This is a genomic window from Cupriavidus sp. 05L411 (assembly GCF_056398045.1).
Window position 1 is genome coordinate 25,782 of sequence record NZ_JBFTOQ010000014.1, and the last position, 12,627, is coordinate 38,408.

General features: G+C 65.0%; 11 protein-coding genes. 6 read left to right on the forward strand and 5 right to left on the reverse strand.

The window, feature by feature from the left end; all coding sequences use genetic code 11:
• Positions 1–18 precede the first annotated feature (18 nt).
• Positions 19–1,638 (forward strand): sensor histidine kinase, encoded by a 1,620-nt coding sequence (locus AC1DQR_RS18305; protein ID WP_477133482.1) that lies wholly within the window; start codon positions 19–21, stop codon positions 1,636–1,638.
• A 46-nt stretch (positions 1,639–1,684) separates the two neighbouring features.
• Here the strand turns inward: AC1DQR_RS18305 and AC1DQR_RS18310 are convergent, their stop codons facing one another.
• Both AC1DQR_RS18310 and AC1DQR_RS18315 read right to left on the reverse strand, forming a co-directional pair.
• Positions 1,685–2,242, reverse strand: a complete 558-nt coding sequence (locus AC1DQR_RS18310) for an SET domain-containing protein (protein ID WP_416049997.1) — start codon at positions 2,240–2,242, stop codon at positions 1,685–1,687.
• Between the two features lie 511 nt (positions 2,243–2,753).
• Positions 2,754–3,068: a hypothetical protein gene (locus AC1DQR_RS18315; RefSeq protein WP_477133483.1), complete on the reverse strand. Its 315-nt coding sequence runs from the start codon at positions 3,066–3,068 to the stop codon at positions 2,754–2,756.
• Between the two features lie 539 nt (positions 3,069–3,607).
• Between AC1DQR_RS18315 and AC1DQR_RS18320 the strand changes: the two genes are divergently transcribed.
• The 4 genes from AC1DQR_RS18320 to AC1DQR_RS18335 all read left to right on the forward strand — a co-directional run bounded on the left by AC1DQR_RS18320 (position 3,608) and on the right by AC1DQR_RS18335 (position 7,067).
• Complete coding sequence (locus AC1DQR_RS18320; protein ID WP_006162250.1) at positions 3,608–3,886, forward strand: HU family DNA-binding protein; 279 nt, start codon at positions 3,608–3,610, stop codon at positions 3,884–3,886.
• Between the two features lie 238 nt (positions 3,887–4,124).
• Entirely contained in the window at positions 4,125–5,096 is a 972-nt protein-coding gene (locus tag AC1DQR_RS18325; RefSeq protein ID WP_416049999.1) for a DUF2272 domain-containing protein, read from the forward strand.
• A 175-nt stretch (positions 5,097–5,271) separates the two neighbouring features.
• Complete coding sequence (locus AC1DQR_RS18330; protein ID WP_416050000.1) at positions 5,272–6,036, forward strand: class II aldolase/adducin family protein; 765 nt, start codon at positions 5,272–5,274, stop codon at positions 6,034–6,036.
• A 47-nt stretch (positions 6,037–6,083) separates the two neighbouring features.
• Positions 6,084–7,067, forward strand: coding sequence for a 2-dehydropantoate 2-reductase (locus AC1DQR_RS18335; protein WP_477133484.1), 984 nt, complete (start codon positions 6,084–6,086; stop codon positions 7,065–7,067).
• Between the two features lie 241 nt (positions 7,068–7,308).
• Here the strand turns inward: AC1DQR_RS18335 and rarD are convergent, their stop codons facing one another.
• Positions 7,309–8,199 (reverse strand): EamA family transporter RarD, encoded by an 891-nt coding sequence (rarD, locus tag AC1DQR_RS18340; protein ID WP_477133485.1) that lies wholly within the window; start codon positions 8,197–8,199, stop codon positions 7,309–7,311.
• Positions 8,200–8,304: 105 nt separating this feature from the next.
• Positions 8,305–9,438, reverse strand: a complete 1,134-nt coding sequence (locus AC1DQR_RS18345) for a TRAP transporter substrate-binding protein (protein WP_174424353.1) — start codon at positions 9,436–9,438, stop codon at positions 8,305–8,307.
• Between the two features lie 480 nt (positions 9,439–9,918).
• On the opposite strand from AC1DQR_RS18345, the gene AC1DQR_RS18350 reads away from it, so the two are divergent.
• On the forward strand, positions 9,919–11,652 hold the full coding sequence (locus tag AC1DQR_RS18350; RefSeq protein ID WP_477133486.1) for a carbohydrate porin: 1,734 nt from the start codon (positions 9,919–9,921) through the stop codon (positions 11,650–11,652).
• 25 nt (positions 11,653–11,677) lie between these two features.
• Here AC1DQR_RS18350 and AC1DQR_RS18355 read toward each other — a convergent pair whose 3' ends face one another.
• On the reverse strand, positions 11,678–12,436 hold the full coding sequence (locus AC1DQR_RS18355) for an aquaporin (protein WP_416050408.1): 759 nt from the start codon (positions 12,434–12,436) through the stop codon (positions 11,678–11,680).
• Positions 12,437–12,627 lie beyond the last annotated feature (191 nt).

A 12,627-nucleotide genomic window follows, 5' to 3' on the forward strand; every position in this document is an offset into this window, starting at 1 on the left:
CCCAGGGAGAAGCCCGCCATGTGGCTGCGCCCACGTCCTACCCAGCCTCCCAAGGCCCTGACCGATGCCACCAGCGGCGCATCCGGCAAAGCCCCAACGGCCGCCGCGACACCATCCGCACGCTCGGCCTCCACGCAAAGCCTGCGCGTGCACTTGCTGCGCGCGCTGGCCACGCCACTGTTCGCGCTGGTGCTGACCAGCGGCTCGCTCTCCTACTGGCTGGCGGCGCACTACACCACGCAGGTATTCGACCGCGCGCTGTATGGCGTGGCCAACAATATCGCCCAGCAGATCCGCATTGCCGGCCCCCGGCTGGAGCAAGACATCCCGATGATTGCGCAGACGCTGGTCGAGGCCGAAGGCACCGACCGCATCTACTGGCGCATCCACGGCCCCGACGGGCTGATCGGCGGCATGGACACCTGGCTGGGCTACGGCACCGGGCAAACCTCGCTGCACGACGCGCGGCTCTTCTACGCCTGGTTCAGCGGGCGCCAGGTGCGCGCCGTGCGGCTACCGGTCAACCTGCCCAGCCCGGCCTCGGATGAACTGGCCACCAGCGAGGCCGGGCGCGTCCCGCGCGGGCCCATCGTGGTGGAAGTGGCCGAGCTGCTGGACCGGCGCGAGACCGCCGCCAACGAAATCCTGCTTTCGGTCTCCGTGCCGCTGATCCTGCTGCTGGTGGTGGGCAGCCTGATCCTCTCGCACGTGCTCAAGGAAGAGCTGGTGCCGCTGCAGATCCTCACCGACAAGCTCAATCGCCAGACGGCGCGCTCGCTGGCGCCGCTCGACGAAACCCAGGTGCCGGCCGAAGTGGAGCCGCTGATCCGCGCGCTCAACGCGCTGCTGGCCAGGCTGCGCGATGCCCTGGACGCGCAGCGCAAGTTCATCGCCGATGCCGCGCACCAGTTGCGCACACCGCTGACCGCCGTCAAGCTGCATGCCGACCGCGCGGTGCAGTCGGTGGATCCCGCAGTGACGGACCACGCGCTGCGCGAGCTGCAATCGGCGGCGGACCGCGCGGTGCGCCTGTCCAACCAGCTGCTCTCGCTGGCCCGTGCGGAGCCCGGACTATCGCTGGAGCGGCTGGGCCCGATCGAGCATTTCGACCTGGCCACGCTGGCCTTCGAGACCGGCGCCGAGTGGGTGCCGCAGGCGCTGGCCCGCCAGATCGACCTGGGCTTCGAGACCTTGCCCGGCCCCACCTTTACCGGCGCGGCGCCCTCGACGGTGCGCGGCAACCGCCTGCTGATGCGCGAAGCGCTCAGCAACCTGATCGACAATGCCGTGAAATATGTGCCGCCTGGCGGGCGCATCACCGTGCGCGCCGGCGGCGAGGCGCTCGGCCATCGCGGCATGGCGGTGGTGATGGTGGAAGACAACGGGCCCGGCATTGCGCTTGCGCGCCGCGAGGAAGTCTTCAAGCGCTTCTTCCGCGGCGACCATACGCCGGGGCCCAATGCGCCGGCGCAACCGCCCGGCGGCGCGGGCCTGGGGCTGGCGATCGTGCATGAGATCATCAGCCTGCATCAGGGCACCATCCGCATCGAGGATGTGCCCGCCTCCGGGGAGGAGGCCGAGGTGCGCGGCATGCGCTTTGTGATCCGCATCCCGTGCGAGGCCGCCGGGACGGCCTGAGGCAGGACAAGCCGCGAAGTGGCTCGCCCTTCTCTTTTCAATTGCTCTACCTGGCCTTCTTTTCCTTCGGCGCCAGCATGGTGCCGCGGCATTTCGGGCTGCCGCAACGGCACTCGAACTCCTTCTTGAGCTTCTTGGTGTAGCGCGCGTCGATCACCAGCCCATAGTCATAGAACAGCTCCTCGCCGCCGGCGATGTCGCGCAGCGCGTGGATGAACACCCGCCCCTTCTTCTCGCGCGCCTCGCAATTGGGCTCGCAGGCGTGGTTGATCCAGCGCGCGCGGTTGCCGCCGAACTTGGCGTCGATCACGTCACCGTCTTCCAGGCTGAAGTAGAAGGTGTGGTTGGGATCCGCCGGATCGTGCGGATGGCGCTTGAGCGCTTCCTTCCACGAAATGTGCTCACCCTTGTATTCGATGATGCGCTCGCCCTCGGCAATCGGCGCGTTCGCATAGACGCCCTTGCCATGCACGCCAGAGCGGCGCACTTCAACGCGGTCGGACGCGGTCTTGCGCTTGCCTTCCTTCGGACTCTTGACGCGCTTGGCATCTTTCGCGTCAGCCCCTTCCTGCTTCAATTCTTCTTGCTTTGCCTGTTCCGCCATGTGCCATCCCGTATAGAACCGCCTGCCTGCCACCCCGCGTGGCTGTGCGCCGCCCGGGCGCGATGGCGATGATACCTGCCCATATTGGCCGCGGCATCCCCTTGCCGGCAAATAGGCGTATACGGGCAACCCGCCTGAACCCGTACACGTCAGGCCAGGTATACGACGCACTGGTTTACGGGGGGAGACCCGTGTCAAAAACAGCCCCAATCAGCGCTTCGATGTTTACCGTATACGACCGCGACCCCATCGATCGTCTGTGGATAACCCGGCAGAAATCTGGGGATAAAGACATGCAATTCATGTGGGCTGCCTGGGGTTGGCATGGGGATGCATCAGGCATAAGTCGGAGGGTTGTATCCGACACCCTCCGCCAAAGGGCTAAGTCATCCACCTCCGCCAACATCGGGTCCCATCACTTCTGCTTCTTGCAACACACTGATTTGAAAAGCGTTTACGTGGTTATCCACAGAAAAGGCAGCCGTTTACCTACTACTACTATCTGTATACATTAAAGAAAGAAGTAAACAGAAAGGACTGCGTCCTGCGATCGGTGAGCAAAAAGAACCAAGCAAAAAATAAAGGGCTGAAAAGCCGCTTCAGGCGTGGCTTCTTTTTTGAGCAGAAGGAATTTGCTGGCCGCGGCAGGGTTTACTGCCGTGCCGCCATGGTTTTTTGACGAGAAGAACAGCGTATACGTACCGTTTGGTGGACGTATACGCCCGCGCCGCTCGGCACGTAAACGCACACCGTTAACCGCCCGGTCAGCGCATGCACGATGCGAATAGCCCCGAGGTTTCGGCCGCGCTTGCTCATCGATTGTCATGCACAATAGTGCATACCCTCCCTGACGGCCCCACGAGCCTCGCTGCTACGCTGCAATGGGTACGCGGTCCCGCTGCTCGGCCCCAGCGAAAGAAACGCCCACAGCGCCTGTCGGGCCCCTTTGCGGGCGGGCATAGCCGCTGCACGCCGGGCAATGGCCATTGCACCCGACCGAGGCCCGGGCATCAGAGGGATTTCGCCCTGCCCGCGCCGGGCTGCGTTACTGCGACGCAATGCCCCTGAGAGGGCCTACAAGGCTATTGGAGCCGTTTTTCAGGCGTGGATGCCCTCCGGGACACCTGGGTGCGTTAACGCGCTTGAGGCCCATCCTGACGCCGCCTAAGGCCCTGCTTATCTCCCCGAATCCCCACAAAGCCCCAGCCAGCGCGGCCTGGAGCGGGGTGCGCTGTAACAATCTGTTCCCGGTTGACGTGGCCCGACACGGTATGATGTGGCCCGCGGCGCCTTTGCCGGCGCCGGTGCGCAGTGCGCCGGCCCAGCCAGGCGTCCTTGTTTTATCAACTCGACACGGAGTGAAGCATGACGAAAACCGAACTGATCGACGCCATCGCGGCCGGCGTGGACGGCCTGACCAAAGCCAAGGCAGAACAAGCGCTGAACGTGACGCTTGGCGCCATCATGGAAGCCGTGGCCAAGGGCGACACCCTGAGCCTGATCGGCTTTGGCACCTTCAGCCAGGGCGAGCGCGGCGAACGCATGGCGCGCAACCCGCGCACCGGCGAAGAAATCAAGGTCGAAGCCGCCAAGACTGTCAAGTTCAAGGCTGGCCAGAAGTTCAAGGACGCAGTGAACCAGTGAGTCCCGCGGGCGGTTTCGTACCAGCCCCGTTGGATCAACCCCGCCGTGCCGCCACCAGTTGCCTGATGGCATGGGTGAGCGCCAGGCGGGGCGCGTTATCCACAGTGTTTGACCTGCGGTTATCCTGCCGCTTCGCGGTATACGCCGCACCCTCCGCCAGCCCGGTAAGATAGTGCCCTATCGGCGCCTTCCCTCTGTAAATACAAGGGTCTAGGACGTCCTGCTCAGTAGGCCTCTCATGCACCTTCGTTCGCCGCGCGGCAGATTTCCACAGCTTTATTCACAACGTTTCCCACAAAATTTTCCACAGGCACGAGGGCTTGGCCTGAGCCTGCTGATGGCGCTCGCGCTGGTCTCGGGTTGCACCACGCCTTCTCCGCCCGCCCGGCCTCAGGCGACCCCCCTCCCCGATACGGAAAGACCCGTGACAACGCCCGGCGCCACGCAGCGCCAGCGCATCGTCGAGATCGCCTGGCAGGAATGGCAGCGCTGGGGTGGCCAGACCGTGCGCCTGGGCCGCGACGACACCGCGTGCGTGACCGACAGCCCGCTGCCAGCCCCTGTATTGCCCGGCATGCCGGTGGCGGGGTCCAGTACGGATGGCGCGGAGGATGCCGCGGACCGCTCCGCCGATCGCGAGGAAGAAGAGAGCAGCGAGCCGGCCTGCCTGCACTTTCCGGATGGCACCGGCATGGAGGCCACGCCGCAGGGCTGCAAGCTCGCCCAACGCTACTGGGCCATCGTGGGCAAGGCCGTCACCTGCCGTCAGATCACCCAGGGAAACTGGGCTTGGTCTGCCGTATTTATTTCCTGGGTGATGCGCAAGGCCGGCCTTGACGATCGCCAGTTCCTGACAGGCGATTCGCATTCGATGTACGTGGTGGACGCGCGCGACGGCATCCTGCCCGCGCCGGCGTTCCGCATCGAGCCCTTGCCCGCCATGCCCCGCCCGGGCGATGTGATCTGCGCCACGCGCGGGCGCGACAAGTACCTCGACAGCGCGGCCGAGATCGGCTTTGGCACCACGCCCATGCACTGCGACATCGTGGTCGAGGTCGACCCGGCGGCACACCTGGTCAAGGCGATCGGCGGCAATGTCCAGCAATCGGTGTCGATGGAGCTGATCGAGCTCGGTGATTCGGGCATGATCGACGGCGTCACCAACTCACACATGCCGTGGCTGCTGATCATGCGCAACACGCTGCCTTGAGCCTGAGGCGTTGCGGGTAGCCCCCGGCTTGACCAGTCCTGCAAAATCATTAACATGATAATTAATCGGGCAGCGGGATGGTTTTCCGCGCACTAACATCCCGGCCCGACCCCACCTGAACCGCATTCCGGAAGCGCGCGCACCGACGCCGCAAGCAACGCGAGAGGAGACCTGCATGGCTGTTGCCAACTGTCATCCGGCGGAATGGGAGGCGCGCGTCAAGCTCGCCGCCTGCTACCGCATCTTCGACCGGCTGGGCTGGACCGAACTGATCTACAACCACATCACCTTGCGCTTGCCGCCGGAGGCTGGCGGCGATGGCAGCAATCCCCATTTCCTGATCAATCCCTTCGGCCTGCGCTATGCGGAGGTGACCGCTTCCAACCTGGTGAAAATCGATCTGGCGGGGCAGGTCATCGGCGAGAGCCGCTGGCCGGTCAACCCGGCCGGCTTCACTGTGCATGCGGCCATCCACGCCGGCATTCCGGACGCGCACTGCGTCATGCACACGCATACCACGGCGGGCATGGCGGTCGCCTGTTCGGCGCAGGGCCTGTCGATGAGCAACTTCTACGCAGCGCAATTGTTCGACAAGGTGGCCTACCATCCGTTTGAGGGCATCACCGTGCACGACGACGAAGGGCCGCGCCTGGTGCGCAATATCGGCGACAAGCCCGCCGTGATCCTGCGCAATCATGGCCTGCTAGCCTGGGGCGACAGCATTGCGCGTACCTTTTCCACGCTCTGGCTGCTCAACCGCGCCTGCGAGATCCAGCTGGCCACGCTGGCCATGGGGGCGGCGCTGCCGGTGCCCGAGGAGATCCAGCGCAAGTGCACGCGCGATTCGCTGCAATTCAACCCCAAGTTCGGCGCGGGCGAAGATGTGTTCGCCGCACTGATCCGCGAAATTAACTGCATCGATGAATCATATCGTAATTAGTAGTCATTGATTCGTTGCGGGAATAAACTAACAAGAACAAGGCAGTCATGACATCCCTATGCATCGTCGGCGCAGGTGCCGTCGGCGGCTTTATCGGCGCACGGCTCGCCGGTTCCGGCCAGGCGCTGAACGTACTGGCGCGCGGCCAGACGCTGGAGGCGCTGCGCTCGCAAGGCCTGACCCTGATCGAGGGCGAGCGCACCGAGACGTTTCCGGTCAACGCGCAACGCGATCCCGCAGCGCTAGGTACGCAAGATGTGGTGATCCTGGCGGTGAAAGCCCCGGCATTGCCGCAGCTGGCGCAGACCATCGGGCCACTGATCGGCCCTGATACGGTGGTGGTGACAGCGATGAACGGCGTGCCGTGGTGGTTCTTCGAGCGGCCCGGCCCGCATGCCGGGTTGTCGCTGCGCACCGTGGATCCGCAAGGCGCCATTGCGCGCGCCATCCCAGCCGCGCAGGTGATCGGCTGCGTGGTACACCTGACCGCCTCCACGCCGGCCCCGGCCACTGTGCGCCACGGTTTTGGCGCGCGCCTGATCCTGGGTGCCGCGGGCGGCGCTACGGGCATGGCAGCCGGCAAGCTCGAGGCCGTGGCCAGCCTGCTTGCCAGTGGCGGCCTGGAGATCGAGCGCAGCGCCGCGATCCAGCAGGACATCTGGTTCAAGCTGTGGGGCAATATGACGATGAACCCGGTCTCCGTGCTGACCGGCGCCACCTGCGACCGCATCCTTGACGATCCGCTGGTCAATCGTTTCTGCCTGGCGGTGATGGAAGAAGCCCGCAAGATCGGCGCGGTCATCGGTTGCCCGATTGCGCAGAGCGGCGAGGAGCGCAGCCAGGTCACGCGCAAGCTGGGCGCTTTCAAGACTTCGATGCTGCAGGACGCGGAGGCCGGGCGGCCGGTGGAGATCGATGCGCTGGTGGCATCGGTGCGGGAAATCGGCGAGCACGTCGGGATCGCGACCCCCAACATCGATGCGCTGCTGGGGCTGGTACGGCTACATGCGCAGGTGCGTGGGCTTTACTGACCGGGTGTGTCCGGGTAACGGGGTTTGGTATTCTCGCTATTAATCAAAATGGTCTTTTTGTTTATTTTTTGATAAGTAGCAAGAATTATTTTGCCATGGATTGCCAAGAATTGGCTCACTGCTCGTTGAGTGAACTGCCTCGACGGCAAGCAAGCTATCCATGTTAGGAATATTTTCTATTAATTTTTTGTCGATTTCATTGTTATTGGAAATACAAAGGGGCCTCCATGAGGCCCCTTTTTCACCCTTGGGGCGCCAGCTTCGCACGCTGGCGCCCCGACCATATCCCTTCGACCGCATAAACAACCAGCGATATCCAGATCATCGCGAAGCCGATCTGCTTGCTGGCCGGGAACGGCTCATTCCAGAGCCATACGCCGAGCAGCAGTTGTAGCGTCGGGCCGGTGTACTGCAGCAGCCCCAGCAAGGACAGCGGAATACGCCGCGCGCCAGCTGCGAACAGCAGCAAGGGGACGGCGGTGACCGGCCCGGCAAGCAGCGCCAGCAACTGCACCCCGCCGCCCACCTCGGTGAAGTCGGCCTGGCCCGTCGCGAACAGGTACGCCAGAGCGCTTGCCGCCAGCGGGAACAGCAGCATGGTCTCCAGCGAGAGGCCTTCCAGTGCGCCCAGCGTGGCGGTCTTGCGCAGCAGCCCGTAGCCGCCGAAGGTGGCGGCCAGCGCCAGCGCAATCCATGGCAACTGGCCGGCGGCCACGGTCAGCCAGACCACGCCTGCCGTAGCCAGCGCAATGGAGGCCCACTGGCCGGGACGCAGCCGCTCGTGCAGGAACAGCACGCCCAGCAGCACATTGAACAGCGGGTTGATGAAGTAGCCCAGGCTGGCGTCGACCACCCGGCCGTTCGATACCGACCAGATGTAGAGAAACCAGTTGCCGCTCAGCAGCAGCGCGCTGGCGACGAAGCCGGCCAGCAGGCGCGGATTGGTCCAGACGCCGCGCAGCCAGCCCCAGTGGCGTCGCCAGGTCAGCACCAGCCCCAGGAACACCAGCGACCACACCATGCGGTGCAGCAGGATCTCCATAGGCGCGATGCCGTGGAGGGATTTGATATAGAGCGGCAGCAAGCCCCAGATGATGTAGGCGAGCAGCGCGTAGATGATGCCGGTTTGCATGAAGAGTCCCAAGGAATCGGGGGATTCTACCGGCGTAAAAAAGCCCGTGCTGGGCACGGGCTTTTGGCTGGCTTGCGCCACCTCGCGCAGATGGCGGCAGCGCGCTTACAGCTTGCGCGCGAAGCTGAACTGCGAAAATGCTTGCTCGGCCACGTTGAACCACGCTGCTTCGTTGTTGCGGAAGACGCGCCAGTCGTCGTAGATCTTCTTGAACGACGGGTTCTTGGCGGTTTCCTCGGCGTAGGCGTCCTGGGTGGCCTTGAAGCAGGCTTCCATGATTTCCTTGGAGAACGGACGCAGCTTCACGCCGTTTTCCAGCAGGCGGGCCAGCGCTTGCGGATTGACCGCGTCGTACTTGGCCATCATATTGGTGTGGACTTCGATCGTGGCTGTTTCCAGCGCGCGCTTGTACAGCGCGGGCAGCTTCTCGTACTCGGTTGCCGACGAATAGAAGGACAGCTGCGCGCTGCCTTCCCACCAGCCCGGGTAGTAGTAGTACGGGGCGACCTTGTAGAAGCCGAGTTTCTCGTCATCGTACGGGCCAACCCATTCCGCCGCATCGATGGTGCCCTTCTCCAGCGCGGGATAGATGTCGCCGCCAGCGATCTGCTGCGGCACCACGCCCAGGCGCGACAGCACCACGCCAGCGAAACCGGCGATCCGGTATTTCAGGCCCTGCAGGTCGGCAACTGTCTTGATCTCCTTGCGGAACCAGCCGCCCATCTGCGCGTTGGTATTGCCGCCCAGGAAGTTGACGACGTTGTATTCCTTGAAGAATTCGCGCATCAGCTTCATGCCGTTGCCCTGCATCATCCAGGCGTTTTGCTGGCGCGAGGTCAGGCCGAACGGGACGGTGGTGTCGAAGCACAGCGTCGGGTTCTTGCCGAAGTAGTAGTAGCCGGCGGTGTGGCCGATCTGGACGGTGTTGTTCTGCACCGCGTCCAGCACCTGCAGGCCTGGCACGAGTTCGCCGGCGGCGAAGACCTTGATGTTGAATTTGCCGTCGGTCAGTTCCTTGACCCGTTGCGACAGCAGCTCGGCGCCACCGTAGATGGTGTCAAGAGACTTGGGGAAGCTCGAAGCCAGGCGCCATTCCACGGCCGGATTGCTGCCGATCACGGCCGGTGCGCTGGCACCGGCGGCGGCCGGCGCGGCGGCCTTTTCTTCCTTGCCGCACGCGGCCAGCGCACCTGTGGCGGCCACGGCCGATGCCTTCAACAGAAAGGAACGACGTTCCATGACTTCTCCTCTTTTATAGATTTTTAGTGCGGCAGCAGGGGGTGGGCACGCCCGCGTCATGCGCGGGCATTCCGCTCTGTACCGAGACGCGCAAGCAGCCAGGGTAAGGCCGCCGCGCAACAATGAGCCTGTTACGGAGACACTCCAGGAATGTGGCGTATCCTGGCATGCCTTCGTAACAGGCTCGGGGGCGCCGGTCCGTACCCGTCGGACAGGCCAGATGATTATAGCGGTGGCCCTTTCGCCACGGGGGGCCGCGCAAGTCCGGGTTTTCGCTAGGAAAGTGCAGATTTAGAGACGGCCGTACATCGTCCCGTCATCCCGCTCCGCTCCCATTGGCATGACCGCACCGTCGCGTGCCAGATGCCGCAAGCGACGTATTCCATATGGTGAGAAGGACGCCCCGCCGCGGATTTTGTAACCCCGCTTGCGGTCCAATCGGTCGACTGTTAAAAAATCACGCCTTACTGGTCCTGCCCTATGTTGTTTGCCGTTTCGCCCGCCTCCGGCCGCCTGCCGGCGCTCCGCTCGCGTTGCCTCGCCGTTGCCGTGCTGGCCGCCTGGGGATTGAACGCGTGCGCGCAGACCGGACCTGACCTGGCGGCAGCCGATGTGCCGGCCACGTCCACGGCGGCACAGCGTGCGGCTACCCCGCCTGAGGCTGACCCGCTGGCAGCGCTGATTTCGAACGAACAAGCGGCCACGGCCCCGATAGTCGGCGACGCCCCTGCCGCGGCTATTGCGCAGGAAGCGCCCAAAGCCGCCGCTGCGGATGGTGCTTCGCCCGCCACCAGCACCGCCACCCCCCCCACCCTGCCAGAGCCGCCCCCGCCTGCTACCTGGGCCAATGCTGGGCTGGATGACAACGGTATCGAGCTCGCCGGCCCGCCCGATCCACCCTTGCCCCCGGAGCCGGTTGTTGCGCCTCCCCCGCCCGTGGTGCTCTTTCCCAAGCGCCTTGGCGAGTTCGTGGCGGACGCCACGCCGAAGGCCGCCACGCCCGCCGAGGGCGAGGTTGCCGATACGCCGGCGCTGGCCGGCGAAAGCTATGCACTGGTGTCCCAGCTGCCGGCCGATGATCCTGCCGGCGAGCAGGTCTGGCGGCTCGGCTACAGCGGTCGCGCCGCGTATGACGATCGCACCACCGCCACCCGTGCGTGCGCTGGCGGTGGCACCTTGTCCACCGGCATCGGCGGCGGACTCGCGTGCCGCAGCACCGGCGAGGTCAAGGTCAAGGAGTCCCTGTTCTCGCTCGACGGCGGCGCGCAGGTACAACTGGTGGCGCAGGCCAAGGGGACCGATGCCACGTCGGTCAATGGCCGCCCGGCCGCGGTCGATCCGTATGCCCTGCTGCCGCAGATCTATACCTCGGTCAGCGGGCTGTCGGTGCTGGACGGCGCCACGATGTGGGCCGGCCGGCGCGAGAGCTCATCGTTCCTGATGTCGTCGGGGCTGCTGCCGCCTACGTCGCCGGCGATGCGTTTCGGCGTGGACAACGCCCGCTTTGGCGATATCGCGCTCAACTACCAGTACACCGCGCGCAATGACCTGAATGGCGCCAACCTGCCGAGCTATCACTCGCTGCGCACCGCGCCCATCGCCACCAATGAGAAAGGCTCGGTGCAACTGGGCTACACGCGGGTGGAAGCGCAGCCGTTGATCCAGCAGACCGGAAGTGCGTGGTGGGTGTCAGCCATGCACGAGCAGCAAGGCGTGCTCGCCGGCACCAACCGCTTCGGCATGCAGTTTGGTGAGGGCAGCCGTAACGCGTTGACCGGCTACACCGGCATGGGGCCCGCCTTGTCGCGGGTACGCGTGGCTGAATCGATGGAGTGGAAGCAACGCTCGGGGCTGGGCCTGGCGGGCTCGGTCGAGTCCAGCATGCAGTTCGACCGCTCGCCGGTGGGCACGCTGCAGTGGATGGCCACGCGCGTGCGCCCCGCCTATATCGCGAGCGACCAGTTCAAGCTGACCTTCGAGGTGGCGCACGATCAGATCTCTTCGGGCTTCGGCGCCAGCGGACAGCGCACGGCCGTGACCGTGGCGCCTACCTTCACGCTTGGCAAGGCAGCCGGCAATGCCAACCTGCGCGCCTTCTACACCTACAGCAAGGCCAGCGATGTGGACGGCATCGCCTTTGCCTCACCCGCCGATACCTGGGCTTCGCAGACCTCGGGCTCCATCTTCGGCGTACAGGTCAATCGCCGTTGGTAGGCGCGATAGCGGCTGCAGCCGCTGCTCACCATGGCGTCTTGCGCGTGAGCGGCGCGCGGCCCGGCAGTACCGCCGGTGCTCGCAGCAGCCAGTGGAAGACCAGCGTGGCGCTCAGCCCGCCCGCCAGCTGCGCCAGCACGAAGCCCGGCACATCGATGGCGCGAATGCCGGTGAAGGTTGCCGTCAGCGCGCACGCAAGGGTCAGCGCCGGGTTGGCGAATGACGTCGATGCCGTGAACCAGTACCCTGCAGTGACATAGCCCGCCACTGCGAACGGCACCAGCCCGGGCCGGCTGCGCCCGGTGCCAATCGCTATGCCGACGAGGCCAAAGGTGGCAACAAACTCGCTCCACCACATCGATGGCCCGGTACGGCTTTGCGCCGACCAGGCCAGCATCGGCTCGCCAAACATCGCATGCGCGCAGGCGACTCCTGCGATGGCGCCGCCCATCTGCACCAGTCCGTAGCGCCAGGCATCGCGCGCCCGCAGCGCGCCGCGCACCATCGCGCAGAGCGTGACGACCGGGTTGAAGTGCCCACCCGAGACCGGTCCCAGCGCTAGCAACAATGCAATCAGCCCGCCGCCCGTGGCCAGCGAGTTCGCCAGCAAGGCCAGCGCGACATTGCCGCCGGCCAGCTGCTGCGCGCGAATGCCCGAGCCCACCACCACTGCTACCAGCAGCGCCGTGCCGAGTCCTTCCGCGACCAGGCGCTGGCAGAGCGTGCTCGCAGCCGCAGGTACGCTTGCGCTGTGCGGTTCGGCAGCGTGGGCCGGGTCGGCCATGGCATCGGGGGAAGGCGCGTGCATCGGGTTTGCAGTGATGGGCGGGAGCGCGCAGTGTTTCGTCTTTCGCCTTGCAGCGTCAATGCATGCTTGGGTTGTTTTGAATGAACCGGTGGTATCGAATGCTTGGCGTGCTTGGCGTGCTTGGCTGATTCGCTATCGGGATGGCATGGATAGTGACATGACATCGC